Origin of the sequence: Kitasatospora sp. NPDC058965 (assembly GCF_042741245.1) — a bacterium.
Lineage (GTDB): Bacteria > Actinomycetota > Actinomycetes > Streptomycetales > Streptomycetaceae > Kitasatospora.
On record NZ_JBHYKG010000168.1, the window covers coordinates 1 to 18,124 of the forward strand.

The following is an 18,124-nucleotide window of genomic DNA, read 5'->3' on the forward strand; positions in this document are numbered from 1 at the left end:
CCTCATCACCGTCCTCCGCCACTGGAACGACCTCCACAACGCCCTCGGCACCCGGACCTGCTGCGGCTGGCGGGCGCACTGGTGGTCGACGAGCACCCCTCGGCGGCCGGCTGGAGCGCCGGGGAACGGGACGAACTGACGGCCTGGGTCGCGGTACTGATCGACCGCAGGGGCGAGGACGGCGTGCAGGCCCTGCTCTACGCCCTGAACACCGCCTCCTGACGCCCCGCCAACGCCGACCGGTCCCGCGTTGGCGGTGGCGTTGGCCGGTCCTTGGCGCAATCTTGGCGCACTTCGGCAGGTTGGTGGGCGCGCGAGGTCGGGGCCTCCCCAGCCGGCCTCGCGCCGGCCGCCCACACGGCCGTCCACACGGCCCGCACCGAGCAGCGCGGCCCGGACCGAAGAGGTATCGCGTGACCATCCAGTCCGTCGCCCGCCCGACCCTGGACCAGGAGACCCTGGCCGAGCTCTACCAGTTGCACGGCGGCTACCTGCTGCGCGCCCTGCTGCGGGTGACCAACGGCGACCGCGGCAAGGCCGAGGACATCCTGCAGGAGACCCTGCTGCGCGCCTGGCAGCACCCGGAGGCCTTCGCCCGGGGCGTCGAGCAGAGCCGGCCCTGGCTGTTCACGGTGGCCCGCCGGATCGCCATCGACCAGTTCCGGATGGCCGCCGCCCGGGCCCAGGAAGTGGCCGGGGACGCGCTGGAGGACCGGCCGCTGGCCGAGGACCCGTACGAGGCGGTGCTGGCCGGGCGCGACATCGCGGTGGCGCTGGAGAACCTGCAGCCGCACCACCGCGAGGTGCTGGTCGAGCTGCACCTGAAGGACCGCTCGGTGGTCGAGGCGGCCGCCCGCCTCGGGGTGCCGCCGGGCACCGTCAAGTCCCGCAACTTCTACGCGATCCGGGCGCTGCGCCCATTCCTGGCCGGGCAGCCCGAGTACGCCCCGGCGCGGGGGGCGGCGGCCTGAGGCTCACCGGGCCGACCGGCACTCCACCTGGGTCAGCAGCTCGGTGACCGTCTCGGCCAGGTGCCCGTACAGCCGGTTCAGGCCGACCGCCGAGCGCAGGTGCTCGGCGGCCTGCGCCTCCCGGCCCTGGCGCAGCAGGAAGTCCGCGTAGGACTGCTCGGCGATCGCGTGCAGGTGCAGGAACCCGGTCTCCCGGCAGATCGCCAGCAGGTGCTCCCAGCCCTGCTCGGCGGCCGCGAACTCGCCCAGCAGTTGCAGCGCCTGGGCCTCGGTGACCATCGCCCACACGTGCAAGGTGGTGGTCGGGTGGCCGGCCAGCAGCCGGCGCGCCTCGCGCACCTGGTCCAGGCCGGCCGCCGCCGCGCCGGACAGCACCGTGATGCCCGCGGCGTAGCCGAGCATGGCGGCCAGTTGTTCCGGCCGACCGCCCGCGCGGGCCAGCGCCACGGCCCGCCCGGCCAGTTCCCCGGCGCCGACCAGGTCGCCCTGCAGCGCGTCGGCCAGCGCCAGCGTGCCCAGCGCGCGGGCGTACCCGAAGCCGTCCGCCGGGCCGCCGCGGTCCACCGCCCGGCGGGCCAGCTCGCCCGCCTCGGCCAGCCGCTCGACCCCGATCAGCGCGTTGGCCAGCATGGTCTCGATCGCCGCGACCGCGGCCGGGTCCCCGGTGAGCTCGGCGCCGGCCAGTCCCGGGCGCAGGCAGTTGAGCCAGTCGGTGAGCCGGCTGGCGCCGTAGTACGGGCCGCTGGCCACCAGCGCCAGCCGCCAGGCCCGGCCCGGGTCCTGCGCGGCGGCCGCGGTGGTCAGGGCGCGGACGGTGGGCTCCTCGGCACCGAACCAGGCCAGCGCGCCCCGGGTGTCGGCCGGCTGCGGCAGCGCCTGCGGCGGGTGGGCGACCGGGCCGAGCTCCTCCAGCTCCGGGGCCAGGAACCGGCCGCAGTGCCGCAGCGCCGCCAGGTAGTAGTCCAGCAACCGCTCGGTGGCCAGCCGGCGCAGCTCGGCGGGCTGGGCGTCCAGCAGCTCGACGCCGAACAGCCGGATCAGGTCGTGCCGGCTGTACCGGCCCGGGGTGCTCTCGGCCAGCAGGTGGTAGGCCGCCAGCTCGCCGAGCGCGGCCCGCGCGGTGGCCAGGTCGCCGCCGAGCAGCGCCGCGCCCGCCATGGCGTCCACCTCGCGGCCCGGGTGGGCGGCCAGCAGGGTGATCAGCCGGGCCGCCTCGCGGGAGAGGTGACGGTAGGTCAGGGTCAGCGCGGTCCGCACGCTCACCGCGCCGTGGGTGTCCAGGGTGAGCAGCCGGGTGCGCTCGTCGGACAGTTCGCTGACCAGGTCGGCGATGGTCCAGCCCGGACGGGCGGCCAGCCGGGACGCGGCGATCCGCAGGGCCAGCGGCAGGTGGTCGCAGAAGGCCACCAGCCGGCGGGCGGCCCCCTCCTCGGCGCGGACCCGCTCGGGGGTGAGCACCCGCTCCAGCAGGGCGAGCGCGTCCTCCTCCGACAGCGCGGTCAACCGCAGCAGCGCGGCGCCCTCGGTGACCACCAGGTCCTCCAGGCTGTTGCGGCTGGTGAGCACGGTGGCGCAGCCCAGGCCGGCGGGCAGCAGGTCCGCCACCTGCTCGGCGCTGCGGGCGTTGTCCAGCACCACCAGCAGCCGCAGCCGCTCGGTCCGGGTGTGGTAGAGCGCGGCCCGGCCCGGACCGTCCTGCGGGACGGCGGCCTCCGGCACGCCCAGCGCCAGCAGGAAGTCGCCCAGCACCTCGACCGGGTCCACCGGTCCGGCCGGGTCGAAGCCGCGCAGGTCCACGAAGAGCTGGCCGTCCGGGAAGGCCGCGGCCGCCTGGTGGGCCCAACGGACCACCGTGGCGCTCTTGCCGGCGCCGGCCGGGCCGACCACCAGGGCCAGGCCGTCGCCGGTGCGCTCGGGCCCGCACTCCTGGTCCAGCCAACCGGACTCGGCGGTGCGGCCGACGAAGCCGGCCGGCTGGCGCGGGAGCTGACGGGGCACCGGGCGGTCGGTGCGGGCGGGCGGCTCCTCTACCGGGACCGGCCCGGACGGCGCCGCCGGCTCGGCCGGCTCCAGCGCCCGGGCCAGCGCGGCCTGCAGCAGCGCGCCCGGGGTGACCCCGAGCTCGGCGGCCAGCCGCTCGCGGGCCAGGTGGTAGACCGTCAGCGCGTCGGAGACCCGGCCGGCCTGGTGCAGGCAGCGGATCAGCAGCGCCACCACGCCCTCGCGCAGCCCGTCGGCGCGCACGCTCTGCTCCAGCGCCGGGATCGCCACCGCACCGCTGCCCAGCCGCAGCCGCCGCTCGGCCCAGTCGGTCAGCACCGTGGTGCGGGCGGCCTCCAACTGGTCGGCCAGCGAGCGGCGCAGCTCGGTGTCGGGCAGGTCGGCCAGCGCGGCGCCGGTCCACAGGCCCAGCGCCCGCTCCAGCGCGTCGACCGCGCAGGCGTCGTCCGCGCTGCCGGCCGTGCCGGCGGCCAACCGCTGGAAGCGGTGCACGTCGATCAGCTCGGCGCCTCCGGTCAGCAGGTAGCCGGGCGCCCGGGTGAGCAGCTGGAACGGGGTGTCGGCCAGCGCCTTGCGCAGCGCGGCGACGTGCCCCTGCAGCGCGGCCCGGGCCCGGGCCGGCGGCTCCTCGCCCCAGAGCAGCTCGAAGAACCGCTCGACCGGCACCACCCGCTCCGCCCGCAGCGCCAGCAGGGCGAGCACCGCCCGCCGCTGCGCGCCGGCCAGCTCGACCGTCGCGCCGTCCCCGTCGCGCAGCTCTACCGGTCCGAGCAGCCGGATCTCCATCCGCTCCCCACCGTCTTCCACCCCGCTCCCCACGCGTACCTGCCGCGCCCCGCGCCCCGTACCTCGGTCCGCGCTCCCGGTCACCGGTCGGTCCAGCGCGAACCAGAAGTCTAACCACGCTGGACAGAGCGCTCTCCGCGTCCGAACGGGCGCGCCGTTACCATCGGTGGCGAGCGGACCGGGGGAGGCACGGATGCGGATCACACTGCTCGGACCGGTCGGCCTGCACACCGACCAGGGGGAGCCGGTCACCCCGAACTCGCCCAAGCGGCGCGCACTGCTGACGGCCCTGGCCCTGGAGCTGGGCCGGGTGGTGCCCACCGAGCAGCTGCTGCACGCGGTCTGGGAGGGCAACCCGCCGCCCACCGCCCGGGCCGCGCTGCAGGGGCACGTCGCCGCGCTGCGCCGGCTGCTGGACGGGCGGCTGACCCTGGGCACCCGGGAGCCCGGCTACCTGTTGACCGGCGATCCGGACCAGGTGGACCTGCTGGAGTTCGAGCGGCGCTGCGAGCAGGCCGCGCAGCTGCGGGGCGAGCCCGCGGTGGCGCAGTACCGGCAGGCGCTGGCGCTGTTCCGCGGCCCGGTGCTGGCCGACTGCGGCTCCGCGGTGCTGCGGGCGGCCGCGCTGCCCCGGCCGGCCGAGGTCCGGCTGCTGGCCCTGCAGCGGCTGGCCGAGCAGCTCTGCCTGCTCGGCCGCGGCGCCGAGCTGGTGACCGAGCTGACCGGGGCCCTGGCGGAGCAGCCCACCCGCGAGCCGCTGGCCGCCCAGCTGATCCGCTGCCTGGACCAGGCCGGCCGCCGTGCCGAGGCGCTGGACTGCTACCGGCGCACCGCCGGGGCACTGGCCGTCGAGCTCGGCGCCGCGCCCGGGCCCGCGCTGCGCGCCGCCGCGGCCCGACTGGAGCGGCGCCCGGCGGCGGCGCCGGTCGCCGTCCCCGCCCACCAGCTGCCCCGGATGGCCCGCCGCTTCACCGGCCGGGCCCGCGAGCTCGGTTGGCTGGAGGCCACCGCCGCGCGCAGCCTGCAGCCCGGCCAGGACCGCAGCCCGATCCTGGTCACCGGCCCGGCCGGGGTGGGCAAGACCAGCCTGGTGCTGCACTGGGCCCACCAGCAGGGCGACCGGTTCCCCGACGGGCGGCTCCACGCCGACCTGCGCGGCTTCGACGAGACCGAGCCGTGCGACCCCGCCGAGGTGCTGGCCGGTCTGCTCACCGCGCTCGGCGACGCCGCCGAGCGGCTGCCCGGCGCCCTGGCGGAGCGCTCCCGGCGCTACCGCGAGCTGCTGGCGGACCGTCAGGTGCTCGTGGTGCTCGACAACGTGCGCGACTACGAGCAGCTGTCCCCGCTGCTGCCGGCCCCCGACAGCGCCGCCCTCACCGTGGTCACCAGCCGCAACCGGCTGGGCGACCTGCTGGTGCGCGACGGCGCCGCGCCGCTCGCGCTGGGCGTGCTCACCCCCGGCGAGGCGCTGGACCTGCTGGGCCGGGTGCTCACCCCGCAGCGGGTGGCCGCCGAGCCGCACGCCGCCGCCGAGATCGCCGAGCGCTGCGACTACCTGCCGCTGGCGCTGCGGCTGGCCGCCGCCCGGCTGGCGGCCCGCCCGGACTGGGCGCTGCGCGACCTGGCCGCCGAGATCCAGGACGAGCAGTCCCGGCTGGCGGCGCTGACCACCACCGGGCCCGGCCAGCTCGGCGTGGCGGCCGCGCTCCAGCTCACCTGCCGCGCCCTGCCGGCCCGGGCCGCCCAGCTCTTCACCTACCTGGGGCTGCACCCGGGCGCGGTGGTCGACCCGCCGACCGCCGCCGTGCTGGCCGACGTCGCCCCGGCCGAGGCCCGCGCCCTGCTGGCCCGGCTGGACGCCGCCCACCTGGTCGAGGAGACCGCCCCCGGCCTGTTCGCCCGGCACGACCTGGTGCGGCTGTACGGTGCCCAGCTGGCCGCCGAACTCACCTGCGCCGAGCGCGAGTCGGCGATGGACCGGATGATCGGCCACTACCTGGCCGCGACCGCCGCCGCCTGCGCGGGCCTGCGCACCCGCAGCGTGCTCCCCGGCGACCCGCCGCCGGCCGCCGAGCAGCCGGCCCGGCTGGGCACCCCGGGCGAGGCGGTGGCCTGGTTCCGCCGCGAGGAGCGCGCGGTGCGCGGCGTGGTGGTCGCCGCCGAGCACTACGGGCGCCCCGAACTCGCCTGGCAGCTGGCCCACCAGGCCTGCGTGCTCTACTACAACGAGAACCGCAGCCGGCGCGAGTGGCGGCAGACCGCGCAGACCGGCCTGCGGGCCGCGCAGGGCTGCGCGGACCCCGACGCACTGGTCCGGATGCACGCCGACCTCGCCGTGGTGCTCACCGAGGAGGGCGAGTTCGCCGCCGCCGTGGACCACCTGGAGCAGGCGATCGCGCTGGCCGACCGGCTCGGCGACCAGGTGCTCGGCCACCAGTGCCGCACCCGGCTGGCCAACGCGCTGGTGCGGGCGGGCGAGTACGGCCGGGCGATCCCGCTGATGACCGGGATCGTGGCGCACTCCCGCAGCCTCACCGACCTGCGGATGCTCGCCCAGTCGCTGAACAACCTGGCCAACGCCCAGGTGCTGGCCGGCAGCCCGACGGCCGCGCTGGCGCACGCCACCGAGGCGGTCGGGCTGCTCGCCGGGCACCCCGACGACCCGCGGCTGATCACCGCCACCCAGACCCGGGCCGAGGCGCTGCACGCGCTCGGCCGGCACCACGCCGCGCTGGCCACCGCCCGGCACGCGCTGACGCTGGGCCAGTCCCAGGGCAACCTGCGGATCGAGGCCCACTCCCGGGACTTCATCAGCACCGTGCTGCGCGCCCTCGGCCGCGCCCCCGACCCGGCCCCCGTTCCGGGGACCTAGGCCCTTCGCCCCAGGCCGGGCCGCTTTCCGCGCGCTACCGTTCACCCCATGGGGAAGATCGACGGCGAGGCGCTGGACGGCCTCGAAGCCGTGAGCGACGCGGTGCTCGCGATGAGCGGGCACCTGGAGGTGCGGGAGGTGCTGCGGCGGATCACCGCCTCGGCGCGCAGCCTGCTGGGCGCGCAGTACGCCGCGCTCGGGGTGCCGGACGACCACGGCGGCTTCGCCCAGTTCGTGGTGGACGGGGTGACCGACGAGCAGTGGCGGGCGATCGGCCCGCTGCCCCGCCAGCACGGCGTGCTGGCCACCATGCTGCACGAGCTCACCCCCACCCGGCTCGCCGACGTCCGCCGGGCCCCCGCCTTCGAGGGCTGGCCGGAGGCGCACCCCGAGCTCAAGGACTTCCTCGGCATGCCGATCCTGGACGGCGAGGAGATCCTCGGCGCGATCTTCCTGGCCAACAAGGACGGCGGCTTCACCGACCGGGACGAGCGGCTGCTGCGGATCCTGGCGGCGCACGCCTCGATCGCGCTGGCCAACGCGAACCTCTACGAGCGCAGCCGCGAGCTGACCCTGGCCGGCGAACGGGCCCGGATCGCCCACGACCTGCACGACGCCGTCTCGCAGAAGCTGTTCAGCCTGCGGCTGACCGCGAAGGCGGCCGCCACCCTGGTCGACCGGGACCCGGCCCGGGCCCGGCGGGAGATGCAGGAGGTGGCCCGGCTCGCCGCCGAGGCCGCCGACGAGCTGCGCGCGGTGGTGATCGAGCTGCGCCCGGCCGCCCTCGACGAGGACGGCCTGGTCGCCACCCTCGCCTCCCAGGTCCAGGTGCTGGACCGGGCGCACACCGCCACCGTGCTCTTCGACGAGGACGGCGGGGTGCGCACCCTGCCCCCGGCCCAGGAGGCGGCCGTGCTGCGGATAGCGCAGGAGGCGCTGCACAACGCGCTGCGGCACGCCGGGGCCCGCCGGGTCGAGGTGACGCTGCGCGGCACCCGCAACCGCGGCGCCCTGCTGCGCGTCACCGACGACGGCCGGGGCTTCGACCCGGAGTCGGTGCGCCGGGCCGGCCGGCACCTGGGCCTGGTCTCGATGCGCGACCGCGCCCAGACCGTGGGCGGCCACCTCACCCTGACCTCGGCGCCCGGCCGAGGGACCGTCGTCGAACTGGAGGTCCCCGGTGCCTGACGGGACGGCAGAACCCATCCGCGTGCTGCTGGTCGACGACCACCAGGTGGTCCGCCGCGGCCTGCGCACCTTCCTGGAGGTGCAGGACGACATCGAGGTGGTCGGCGAGGCGGCCGACGGCGCCGAGGGCGTGGCCAAAGCCCGGGAGCTGGGCCCGCACGTGGTGCTGATGGACCTCAAGATGCCGGGGGTGGACGGCATCGAGGCGCTGCGCCGGCTCAAGGAGGAGGGCAACCCGGCCCGGGTGCTGATCGTCACCAGCTTCACCGAGCACCGCACCGTGGTCCCCGCGCTGCGGGCCGGCGCGGCCGGCTACGTCTACAAGGACGTGGACCCGGAGGCGCTGGCCGGGGCGATCCGCTCGGTGCACGCCGGCCACGTGCTGCTCCAGCCGGAGCTGGCCGGGGCGCTGCTGGCCGACGACTCGCCGCGGGTCCCGCAGGGCCGCGGCGGCACCCTGACGGAGCGTGAGCGCGAGGTGCTCGGCCACATCGCCGACGGCCAGTCCAACCGGGAGATCGCCCGCGCGCTCAACCTCTCCGAGAAGACGGTGAAGACCCACGTCTCCAACATCCTGATGAAGCTGGACCTGGCCGACCGCACCCAGGCCGCCCTCTGGGCCGTCCGGCACGGCTCCGCCTAGTCGCGCGCCTCCCGCTCGTCCACCAGCGCGTTGTAGGCCGCCACCTGGGCCCGCCGGGCGGTGCGCCGCAAGGGGGTCAGCACCGCGCTGCGGGCGGCCATCTCGCCCGCGCTGACCGCCGCGCCGTGCCCCTCGGCGGCGATGGCCAGCAGCGCCGCGACCTGCCGGGCCGACTCCAGCACCCGCACCGCCCGCGGCGGGTAGCCCGGGGCCAGCAGCCGGCTGTGCGGCCGCTTGCGGTACTGCTCCAGGGCGCGCAGCGCCTGCGGGCCGGCCCCGGCCACGTCCAGCCGGGAGAGCAGCACCGTCGCCTCGCGCAGGCTCTCCGCCAGCTCGCGCTCCGCCTCGTGCAGCGAGGGCACGTCGGCCGGCGGCGCCTCGCGCACCCCGGCGCAGTGCCAGACCACGGTGGCCGACTGGTCCCCGGGCGGCCCGTACACCTCGACCTCGGGCACGAAGCCGATCGGCACGCCGACCGCCAGCACGGCCTCGCCGGCCGTCAGCGCCGACGCGTTGAAGCCGGCCGGCCCGGTCAGCCCCAGCGGGTGCCCGTCCGAGGGCAGCGCCAGCCGCAGCCCCCGCACCCCGAGCACCCGCAGCCGCCCCAGCGCCCAGCTCCAGCCGTGCTGCTCGCCCGCGGCGTCCCCGGGCAGCCCGACCACCCGGTGCGGCTCGTCCGCGGCCACGATCTCCTCGGCCACCTGGTCCGGCGGGGCGAATCCGGCCAACAGGGAGTTGCCCCAGGCGGTCAGGCGGGCGGAACGGGGCTCGGCGAACGGGTCGGCGGCGGGGGAGGCGGCAGGAGTCAGCGGCATCCCGCCAGCCTACGGACAAGGCGGCCACCCGCGTGGCGTAGGTTTGGCCTGATGCTGTGCGCGCACGCTGCTCCCCGACCGCCCACGAGGCTCCCGAGGTAGGCTGCCCGCCCGCACCGACGGCCGAGAACTGCTCGAGTAGCTGCACTGGATTGGGAGAAGCGTAGGCATGAGCGACGTGCTGGAGCTGGTTGACGTTTCCGTTGTCCGCGATGGGCGCGCGCTGATCAACCAGGTCTCCTGGTCGGTGGCCGAGGGCGAGCGCTGGGTCATCCTCGGACCGAACGGCGCCGGCAAGACCACCCTGCTCCAGGTGGCCGCGAGCTACCTGCACCCGACCAGCGGCCAGGTGGCGGTGCTCGGGGAGAAGCTCGGCGAGGTGGACGTCTTCGAGCTGCGCCAGCGGATCGGCCTGGCCGGCGTCTCCCTGCTGGACCGGATCCCGCGCGAGCAGACCGTGCTGCAGACCGTGCTGACCGCCGCGTACGGGATGACCGCCACCTGGCAGGAGACCTACGAGACCACCGACACCTCGCGCGCCCTGCTGCTGCTGGACCGGCTCGGCATGGGCGGCTACGAGGACCGCGCCTTCGGCACGCTGTCCGAGGGCGAGCGCAAGCGCACCCTGATCTCCCGCGCCCTGATGACCGACCCCGAGCTGCTGCTGCTCGACGAGCCGGCCGCCGGCCTGGACCTGGGCGGCCGCGAGGACCTGGTGCGCCGGCTCGGCGCGCTGGCCCAGGACCGGTACGCGCCGGCGATGGCCATGGTCACCCACCACGTGGAGGAGATCGCCCCCGGCTTCACCCACGTGCTGATGATCCGTCAGGGCAAGGTGCTCACCGCCGGACCGATCGACACCGAACTGACCGCGCGCAACCTTTCGCTCTGCTTCGGCCTGCCGCTCACCCTGGAACGGCACGGTGACCGCTGGTCGGCCCAGGGTCTGCCGCTCGGCTGACCGCTCCGTGCGCACCGGCGCGCACAGTTGACCGGTTTCCAGCCGTCGACCTGCGGGAACCCACCACACCGGATGTCGTTTCCTCCCTAGGATGGATCTGTGGACAGCTGGTTGTGGTGGCTCCTGCTCGCCGTGGGTCTTGGCGTACCGCTGGTGGCCACCGCGCTGCCGGAGTTCGGGCTGTTCGCGGTCGGCGCGGTCGGTGCCTCGATCACGGCCGGGCTGGGGGCGGGCGTGGTCTGGCAGTTCGTCGTCTTCCTGGTGGTCTCGATCGCCATGCTGGCGGTGGTGCGCCCGCTGGCCTACCGGCAGTTGCGCAAGGGACCGCAGGTCCGGATGGGCATCGACGCACTACCGGGCTCCCGGGCCCTGGTGCAGGAACGGGTGGACGAGCACGGCGGCCGGATCAAGCTCAACGGCGAGATCTGGTCGGCCCGCGCACTGCACCCGGACCACGTCTACGAACCGGGCCAGCAAGTGGATGTCGTCGAAATCCAGGGCGCCACCGCTCTGGTCGACTAGCCGTCAGGCCGGTCGCACACCTTACGAGTTGTCCCAGCGTCCGAGTTGTCCAGGGGAGACACCGTGGAACCCGTCCTCATCGTGCTGATCATTCTGGTCGTGCTGGCGCTCGTCGCACTGATCCGGACGATCCAGGTGATCCCGCAGGGCAGCGCGGCGATCGTGGAGCGGTTCGGCCGCTACACCCGCACGCTCAATGCCGGCCTGAACATCGTGGTGCCCTTCGTGGACACCATCCGCAACCGGATCGACCTGCGCGAGCAGGTGGTCCCCTTCCCGCCGCAGCCGGTGATCACCCAGGACAACCTGGTGGTCAACATCGACACCGTCATCTACTACCAGGTGACCGACGCGCGGGCCGCGACCTACGAGGTGGCCAGCTTCATCCAGGCCATCGAGCAGCTCACCGTCACCACGCTGCGCAACATCATCGGCTCGATGGACCTGGAGTCCACGCTGACCTCCCGCGAGGTGATCAACGCCGGTCTGCGCGGGGTGCTGGACGAGGCCACCGGCCGCTGGGGCATCCGGGTCAACCGGGTGGAGCTGAAGGCGATCGAGCCGCCGACCTCCATCCAGGACTCGATGGAGAAGCAGATGCGCGCCGAGCGGGACAAGCGCGCCGCGGTGCTCACCGCCGAGGGCCAGCGGCAGGCGGCGATCCTGCGCGCCGAGGGCGAGAAGCAGGCCGCCGTGCTCAGCGCCGAGGGCGAGGCGCAGGCCGCGGTGCTGCGCGCCGACGGTGAGGCGGCCGCGATCCGCACCGTCTTCGAGGCGATCCACGACGGCGACGCGGACCAGAAGCTGCTCGCCTACCAGTACCTGCAGACCCTGCCCGAGCTGGCCAAGGGCGACGCCAACAAGCTGTGGATCATCCCCAGCGAGGTGGGCGACGCGCTCAAGGGCCTGGGCGGCGCCTTCGGCGGCCTGACCGGCCAGGGCGGCGGCCCGAGCGTCACCGCCGCCGACCTGCCCAAGCAGGTGCCGGCCGACGGCGGCGGCGCCCGCCCGGTCGGCGCCGCGGGCGGCCCGCGACCGGTGGACACCGACGAGAAGGGCGCGGCCCGCCCCCGGGTCAACCCGACCCGGGAGTACCCGCAGATCGACCCGGAGTGAGCCGGATCACCGATGCGGACCACGTCTCTCATCCTGGAAAGCGCTGGGCGTAAGCAGCGTCGTCCGGAATGATCGCTGGTGCCGCCACCCGCAACCGGCGGGGGTGGACACGCGAGACGTAGGGACGGGTCGATGACTCCTTGGGAAGGGCTGGCGGTCTTCGCCGCCGGCGCCGGTGCGGGCACCATCAACGTCATCGTGGGATCGGGAACGCTGATCACGTTCCCGGTCCTGCTGGCGATCGGGCTGCCGCCGGTGACGGCGAACGTGTCGAACACGCTCGGCCTGGTGCCCGGTTCGGTCAGCGGCGCGATCGGCTACCGGCGGGAACTGGCCGACCAGCGCGGCCGGCTGGTCCGGCTGGGCACCGCCTCGCTGCTCGGCGGCCTGCTCGGCGCGGTGCTGCTCACCACGCTGCCCGGCGCCGCCTTCGCCGCCATCGTCCCGGCGCTGATCCTGCTCGCCCTGGTGCTGGTGGTGATCCAGCCCCGGGTGGCCCGTGCCGTGGCGGCCCGCGGCGGCTCGGCCGGCCACCCCGACGGCGGCTGGGGCCTGGTCGCCGGGGTCTTCGCCACCGGGGTCTACGGCGGCTACTTCGGCGCGGCCCAGGGCGTGCTGCTGCTGGCCCTGATGGGCATGCTGCTCCGCGACGACCTGCAGCGGATGAACGCCGTCAAGAACGTGCTGGCACTGATCGTGAACGCGGTGGCGGCGGTCTTCTTCCTGTTCACCGCGCACATCGACTGGTTGGCGGCGCTGTTGATCGCGGTCGGCTCGGCGCTCGGCGGCCTGCTCGGGGCCCGGATCGGGCGTCGGCTGCCGCCCACCGCGCTGCGCGGCCTGATCGTGGTGGTCGGCCTGATCGCCGTGGTCAAACTGCTGGTCGCCTGAGGCTCCGTCAGTTTCGCTCCCCGGTCGCCTAAGCTGGCGGCCATGAGCAAGCGGACGCTGTTGACCGAGGACGAGATCGGCGCCGGCCTGGCCGCGCTGCCCGACTGGCAGCGCGAGGGCGGCTCGATCCGCCGCACCGCCGAGGCCGCCGACTTCCCGACCGCGATCCGGGTGGTGGACGTGGTCGCCGTGGCGGCCGAGGAGCTGGACCACCACCCGGACATCGACATCCGCTGGCGGACCCTCACCTTCGTCCTCTCCACCCACAGCGCGGGCGGCCTGACCGGCCTCGACCTGCAGCTCGCGGCCCGGATCGACCGGGCGCTGCGCGAGGCCTGATCGGTCGAAGCCGGCCGGCCGCCCCGACCGGCGTGAGATGCTGGCCGCTGCCAGACGCAGTCGGGACAAAGGGAACGCATGACTCAGGACGGGTACGGCTACCAGAACTCCTGGTACCCCGGGACCGACCAGCAGCCACCGCCGCAGTCATACCAGAGCCCGGCGCCGCAGTCGGGGGACCAGACCTGGCAGTGGCAGGGGGAGTACCAGCAGGGCTACCAGGAGCAGCAGTACCAGCCCGGCCCGTACGCGGACCCCTACGCGCAGGCCGTCCCGGAGCAGTACGGCCCCGAGCAGCACGGCTCGGAGCAGCACGGCGCCGAGCAGACCGCGCCGGCCACCGAGCCGCACCCGGCCGCCGAGTTCCCCGAACAGTCCGCCGGGACCCCCGGGCCCGACCCCGAGCCGGGGCCCGACGCCGGGACGGACCCCGACCCCGACCCCGCGCCCCGTTCGCGGCGCGGCGCGGCCAGGTCGGCCGCCGGCAGCTCGCTGCTCGACCGCGCCCGCGACTCCGCCAAGTCCGCCGCGCAGGGCGTCCTCGACACCGAAGGCGCCCCCGACAAGCGGGCCCTGCTGATCCGGGCCGGCGCCGGCGTCGCCGCCCTGGCGGTACTGATCACCGCCGGCGTGGTCGCCACCAGCGGCGGCTCCGACCACCCCGCCGCCGCCACCGGCACGCCCAGCGGCGACACCAACTTCGCGGTGGCCCACAACAAGATCTGGGCCGCCCAGCCCGCCGCCGCTCCGCAGCAGGGCGCCGACGACACCCTGGTGGGCAGCTGGCTGCTCGCCGACGCCCTGGTCCGGGCGGACAGCACCGGGGTGCACGCCTACCAGCTCAGCGACGGCAAGCCCAGCTGGAGCATCGACGCGCCGGCCCAGGGCGCGGTGCCCTGCGGCCTGTCGCCCACGGTCAACGCGGCCGGCATCGGCGGGGTGCTGTTCCGCACCCAGGCGGACCCGAAGAGCCCGTGCACGCTGCTGGCCGCCGTGGACACCAAGGCCGGCAAGACCGCGTGGACCAAGAAGCTCTCCGACACCACCAACGCCTACGCGGCGCACGTCGCCGTGACCGCGGACAAGGTGATCGCGGTCGGCGACGACAAGGTCCAGGCCTGGGCCGGCGCCGACGGCAAGGACGCCTGGCAGTACGGCGGCCAGGGCAAGTTCTGCACGCTCACCGGCGGCGCCGCCGGCGCCACCGTGCTGCTGGACAGCAACTGCGCCGACAGCAACCCCGGCAACCAGGTGGTCGCCCTCGGCGCCGCGGACGGCAAGGTGCTCTGGGCCAAGGGCCTGGACGGCCAGCCCAAGACGGTCACGGTGCTCTCCGCCGAGCCGGCCGCCGTGCTCACCACCGGCGACCAGCCCACCGACGCCAAGGTGCTCGGCTACGCCGCCAACGGCGACCCGGCCGGCAGCCTGCCGGTGGTACAGGACGGCGGCGCCCAACTGGACGTCTCGCACGGCAGCTTCGACCCGGTGCCGAGCGTCTTCTTCCAGGACCACAGCATGATCGCCACGCTGACCGGCACCGACGGCAGCACCACGGCCGCCGCCTTCGACCTGGCCGGCGGCAAGGCGCTGTGGCGCTCCCCGGTGAGCGACAAGGGCAGCGTGCGGGCCGTCGCGCTGGACGGCGGCGCGCTGGTGCTGGCCACCGAGGAGCGGGTCAACCAGCCCGCCCACCTGAGCCGGTTCGCCCTGACGAACGGTCAGGAGAGCATCGGCGGCGGCTTCCCGCGCGACACCGGCTCGCTGCTCACCTCCGGGCGGGTGCTGATCGGCGGCGGCCGGGTGGTCGCGGTCCCGGAGCACTCCACGCACTTCGGCACCGCGACCGCCTTCCAGGCCAAGGGCTGACGGCGCCCGCCGCTCAGGCCGGGACCGGCTGCCGCAGCCAGTCGGCCAGCTCCCCGGCCTCACCGGCCCGCAGGCCGAGCGCGAGCAGCAGCGAGGCCTCCGGCGTGGGCTCGAACGGACGCCGCAGCAGGACCATCTGGGCCTGCTCCGGCGTCCGGTCGGCCTTGCGCTGGTTGTCCTCCGCGCAGGCGGCCACCGTGTTCAGCCAACTGTCCGCGCCACCGCGTGACTTCGGCACCAGGTGGTCCACCGTGGTGGCCCGCCGGCCGCAGTAGGCGCAGGTGTGCTGGTCCCGCACCAGGACGCCCCGCCGCGACCACGGGGCCCGTTGTCGGAACGGCACCCGGACGTAGGTGCGCAGTCTGATCACCCGGGGCACCGGGACCGCCACGCCCGTCGCCCGCATCACGCGCAGCGGATGGGCCTGCTCGACCACGGCCTTGTCCTGCAGTACCAGCACCACCGCTCGCTGCAGTGACACCGTGGACAGCGGTTCGTAGCTCGCGTTCAGCACCAGCGTGTTGCGCATTCCGGGCACCTCCAGGCCATCGCCGCCGCGCCGGCGGACCTGACCACTGTGGCCGTCAAGCCGCTTGCCGGACAACGGAATTTCCGCCGCTCAACCCCGGTGTCGGCGGCCGGGGCTACGCTCGCCGCGTGACCGAGGAACCCGCCGCCGCGCTGGACCGCGCCTTCTTCGACCGCCCGCCCGTCGCGGTCGCTCCCGACCTGCTCGGTCGGCTGCTGCGCTGCACCCTGCCGAGCGGCACGGTCGAGCTGCGCCTCACCGAGGTGGAGGCCTACGCGGGTCCCGACGACCCCGCCTCGCACGCCTACCGGGGGCGCACCGCCCGCAACGCGGTGATGTTCGGCCCGCCCGGCCACGCGTACGTGTACTTCACCTACGGCATGCACTTCTGCCTCAACCTGGTCTGCGGCCCCGCGGACCACCCCGGCGGGGTGCTGCTGAGGGCCGGCCGGGTGATCGAGGGCGTCGATCCGGCCCGCCGCCGGCGCAGCACCAGCCGCCGCGACCAGGACCTGGCGCAGGGCCCGGCCCGCCTGGCCCTGGCCCTCGGCGTGGACCGGACCCAGGACGGCGAGGACGTGGTGGCCGGCCCGGTCTTCCGCCTGTTGCCCGGCAGCCCGCCGCCGCCCGCGCAGGTCCGCAGCGGCCCGCGGACCGGGGTGTCCGCCGCCGCCGACACGCCCTGGCGGTTCTGGATCGACGGCGACCCCACGGTCAGCCCGTACCGCGCGCACACCGCGCGCCGCCGCCCGGCGGGCAGATAAAACACGCTGGCGCGGAGCGCGTACCCTCGGACAGGCTGGACCCACCATCCGGCAGAGACAGTCGGTCCGCCGCCGGGCGCCCCGACCCGATCAAGGAGAACCGTGACCGTGACGGACATCGTCGACGAGCTGACGTGGCGCGGGCTGATCGCCCTCTCCACGGACGAGGACGCATTGCGCAAGGCGTTCGCGGACGGCCCGGTCACGTTCTATTGCGGCTTCGACCCGACCGCGCCGAGCCTGCACCTGGGCAACCTGGTGCAGATCCTCACGATGCGCCGGATCCAGCAGGCGGGGAACCTGCCGCTGGGCCTGGTCGGCGGCGCCACGGGTCTGATCGGCGACCCCAAGCCCACCGCCGAGCGGGTGCTCAACGACCCCGAGACGGTGGCCGCCTGGGTGCTGCGGCTGCGCGGCCAGATCGAGAAGTTCCTGGACTTCGACGGACCGTTCGCGGCCCGCATGGTCAACAACCTGGACTGGACCGCCGAGCTGTCCGCGATCAACCTGCTGCGCGACATCGGCAAGTTCTTCCGGGTCAACAACATGATCGCCAAGGAGGCGGTGGCCCGTCGGCTCAACTCCGACGCAGGCATCAGCTACACCGAGTTCAGCTACCAGATCCTGCAGGGCATGGACTTCCTGGAGCTGAACCGCCGCTACGGCTGCACCCTGCAGACCGGTGGCAGCGACCAGTGGGGCAACCTCACCGCCGGCACCGACCTGATCCGCAAGGCCGAGGGCACTTCGGTGCACGCCCTGGCCACCCCGCTGATCGTGAAGGCCGACGGCACCAAGTTCGGCAAGACCGAGTCCGGCACCGTCTGGCTCGATCCCGAGCTGACCACGCCGTACGCGTTCTACCAGTTCTGGCTGAACGCCGACGACCGTGACGTGGCCACCTTCCTGCGGATCTTCTCGTTCCGCTCCAAGGAGGAGATCGAGGAGCTCGAGCGGGAGACTGCCGAGCGCCCGCAGGCCCGCCTCGCCCAGCGCGCGCTGGCGGAGGAGCTGACCACGATGGTGCACGGCGCCGAGCAGTACGAGCGCGCGGTCGCCGCTTCCAAGGCGCTGTTCGGCCAGGGCGAACTGACCGAGCTGGAGCCGGCCACGCTGGCCTCGGCCCTGGCCGAGGTGCCGCGGGCCGAGGTCACGGAGCTGGCCCCGATGGCCGACCTGCTGGTCGCCGTCGGTCTGGCCCCGAGCCGCTCGGCCGCCCGCCGCACCCTCAAGGAGGGCGGCGCCTACCTGAACAACGCCAAGGTCGCGGACGAGGACGCGGTCCCGACCGAGTCCGACCTGCTGCACGGCCGGTGGCTGGTGCTGCGCCGCGGCAAGCGGAACCTGGCCGCGGTGGAGCTGGTCAGCGCCTGACGCTTCGGGAACTGATGCCGATTCACTCCACCGGACCCTGAGAGTTCGTCAGGTGTCTTGAATCGCACGGGCAGTGAGCTGCGAGAACACCCCTCAGGGGCCAGATCTGGACAGATCTGGCCCCGCCGTGTTTGACGTGCCCGGTGACCTGGCCTACTGTTGACCGAGTCGCCTGAACCGCACGGGCAGCAGGGCCGCCGCAAGGAGAGCCCGGAACCCGAGCGGAGCGACCATCACATTTACTGATTTACCAGCCTCGCTTATTCCTCTCGGATTCAGCATGGTCCGGACCTGGTCCGGAAATACGGTAGAGTGGCGGTCGCCGCGAAAGCAGAAAAGCGGCCCGGACCAGCGCCGGAAGTCGGAAAAGGCAGTACGCCGGATCTGATACGCTGGAAACACGAAAGAACGAAGCCCGGAGGGTTGAGAAATCAACTCGAAGGAAGCGTCCGTTCCTTGAGAACTCAACAGCGTGCCAAAAGTCAA

At 74.7% G+C, this 18,124-nt stretch carries 16 protein-coding genes and 1 pseudogene; 13 read left to right on the top strand and 4 right to left on the bottom strand.

What is annotated here, in order from left to right:
• Together ACFW1A_RS25060 and ACFW1A_RS25065 are read left to right on the top strand one after the other, a co-directional pair.
• Nucleotides 1–222, top strand: a pseudogene (locus ACFW1A_RS25060) (hypothetical protein); the annotation flags it as partial.
• A 191-nt stretch (nucleotides 223–413) separates the two neighbouring features.
• A complete protein-coding gene (locus ACFW1A_RS25065; RefSeq protein WP_380411958.1) occupies nucleotides 414–971 on the top strand; it encodes a sigma-70 family RNA polymerase sigma factor in 558 nt (185 codons plus the stop codon).
• 3 nt (nucleotides 972–974) lie between these two features.
• On the opposite strand, the gene ACFW1A_RS25070 is transcribed toward ACFW1A_RS25065, so the two are convergent.
• Entirely contained in the window at nucleotides 975–3,779 is a 2,805-nt protein-coding gene (locus ACFW1A_RS25070; RefSeq protein ID WP_380411961.1) for a BTAD domain-containing putative transcriptional regulator, read from the bottom strand.
• Between the two features lie 172 nt (nucleotides 3,780–3,951).
• Here ACFW1A_RS25070 and ACFW1A_RS25075 point away from each other — a divergent pair, with 172 nt between their 5' ends.
• Genes ACFW1A_RS25075 through ACFW1A_RS25085 form a run of 3 tightly spaced genes read left to right on the top strand, consistent with a single transcriptional unit; the run spans nucleotide 3,952 to nucleotide 8,461 of the window.
• Complete coding sequence (locus tag ACFW1A_RS25075; RefSeq protein ID WP_380411963.1) at nucleotides 3,952–6,630, top strand: BTAD domain-containing putative transcriptional regulator; 2,679 nt, start codon at nucleotides 3,952–3,954, stop codon at nucleotides 6,628–6,630.
• A gap of 48 nt (nucleotides 6,631–6,678) precedes the next feature.
• Nucleotides 6,679–7,818 (top strand): GAF domain-containing sensor histidine kinase, encoded by a 1,140-nt coding sequence (locus ACFW1A_RS25080; protein ID WP_380411965.1) that lies wholly within the window; start codon nucleotides 6,679–6,681, stop codon nucleotides 7,816–7,818.
• Nucleotides 7,811–8,461, top strand: coding sequence for a response regulator (locus ACFW1A_RS25085; protein WP_380411968.1), 651 nt, complete (start codon nucleotides 7,811–7,813; stop codon nucleotides 8,459–8,461). The genes ACFW1A_RS25080 and ACFW1A_RS25085 overlap by 8 nt, the downstream gene beginning before the upstream one ends.
• On the opposite strand, the gene ACFW1A_RS25090 is transcribed toward ACFW1A_RS25085, so the two are convergent.
• A complete protein-coding gene (locus ACFW1A_RS25090; RefSeq protein ID WP_380411970.1) occupies nucleotides 8,458–9,276 on the bottom strand; it encodes a hypothetical protein in 819 nt (272 codons plus the stop codon). The two genes, ACFW1A_RS25085 and ACFW1A_RS25090, sit on opposite strands and share 4 nt — an antisense overlap.
• A 169-nt stretch (nucleotides 9,277–9,445) precedes the next feature.
• Here ACFW1A_RS25090 and ACFW1A_RS25095 point away from each other — a divergent pair, with 169 nt between their 5' ends.
• The 6 genes from ACFW1A_RS25095 to ACFW1A_RS25120 all read left to right on the top strand — a co-directional run bounded on the left by ACFW1A_RS25095 (nucleotide 9,446) and on the right by ACFW1A_RS25120 (nucleotide 14,971).
• Nucleotides 9,446–10,237, top strand: coding sequence for an ABC transporter ATP-binding protein (locus ACFW1A_RS25095; RefSeq protein WP_380411973.1), 792 nt, complete (start codon nucleotides 9,446–9,448; stop codon nucleotides 10,235–10,237).
• A gap of 99 nt (nucleotides 10,238–10,336) precedes the next feature.
• Entirely contained in the window at nucleotides 10,337–10,759 is a 423-nt protein-coding gene (locus ACFW1A_RS25100; RefSeq protein WP_380411976.1) for an NfeD family protein, read from the top strand.
• A 63-nt stretch (nucleotides 10,760–10,822) separates the two neighbouring features.
• Complete coding sequence (locus ACFW1A_RS25105; protein WP_380411978.1) at nucleotides 10,823–11,875, top strand: SPFH domain-containing protein; 1,053 nt, start codon at nucleotides 10,823–10,825, stop codon at nucleotides 11,873–11,875.
• A 132-nt stretch (nucleotides 11,876–12,007) separates the two neighbouring features.
• Nucleotides 12,008–12,766, top strand: coding sequence for a sulfite exporter TauE/SafE family protein (locus ACFW1A_RS25110; protein ID WP_380411981.1), 759 nt, complete (start codon nucleotides 12,008–12,010; stop codon nucleotides 12,764–12,766).
• A gap of 42 nt (nucleotides 12,767–12,808) precedes the next feature.
• On the top strand, nucleotides 12,809–13,105 hold the full coding sequence (locus tag ACFW1A_RS25115; protein WP_380411983.1) for a 4a-hydroxytetrahydrobiopterin dehydratase: 297 nt from the start codon (nucleotides 12,809–12,811) through the stop codon (nucleotides 13,103–13,105).
• A 78-nt stretch (nucleotides 13,106–13,183) separates the two neighbouring features.
• On the top strand, nucleotides 13,184–14,971 hold the full coding sequence (locus ACFW1A_RS25120) for a PQQ-binding-like beta-propeller repeat protein (RefSeq protein ID WP_380411986.1): 1,788 nt from the start codon (nucleotides 13,184–13,186) through the stop codon (nucleotides 14,969–14,971).
• Between the two features lie 13 nt (nucleotides 14,972–14,984).
• Here the strand turns inward: ACFW1A_RS25120 and ACFW1A_RS25125 are convergent, their stop codons facing one another.
• Entirely contained in the window at nucleotides 14,985–15,500 is a 516-nt protein-coding gene (locus ACFW1A_RS25125; RefSeq protein WP_380411989.1) for an HNH endonuclease, read from the bottom strand.
• Nucleotides 15,501–15,628: 128 nt separating this feature from the next.
• On the opposite strand from ACFW1A_RS25125, the gene ACFW1A_RS25130 reads away from it, so the two are divergent.
• Both ACFW1A_RS25130 and tyrS read left to right on the top strand, forming a co-directional pair.
• Nucleotides 15,629–16,264, top strand: coding sequence for a DNA-3-methyladenine glycosylase (locus ACFW1A_RS25130; RefSeq protein ID WP_380411991.1), 636 nt, complete (start codon nucleotides 15,629–15,631; stop codon nucleotides 16,262–16,264).
• Nucleotides 16,265–16,372: 108 nt separating this feature from the next.
• The gene (gene tyrS, locus ACFW1A_RS25135; RefSeq protein WP_380411995.1) at nucleotides 16,373–17,638 is read left to right on the top strand and encodes a tyrosine--tRNA ligase; all 1,266 of its coding nucleotides are present in this window, start codon (nucleotides 16,373–16,375) and stop codon (nucleotides 17,636–17,638) included.
• 153 nt (nucleotides 17,639–17,791) lie between these two features.
• Here tyrS and ACFW1A_RS25140 read toward each other — a convergent pair.
• The coding region (locus ACFW1A_RS25140) for a hypothetical protein (RefSeq protein ID WP_380411993.1) at nucleotides 17,792–18,124 on the bottom strand (333 nt) is incomplete at its 5' end.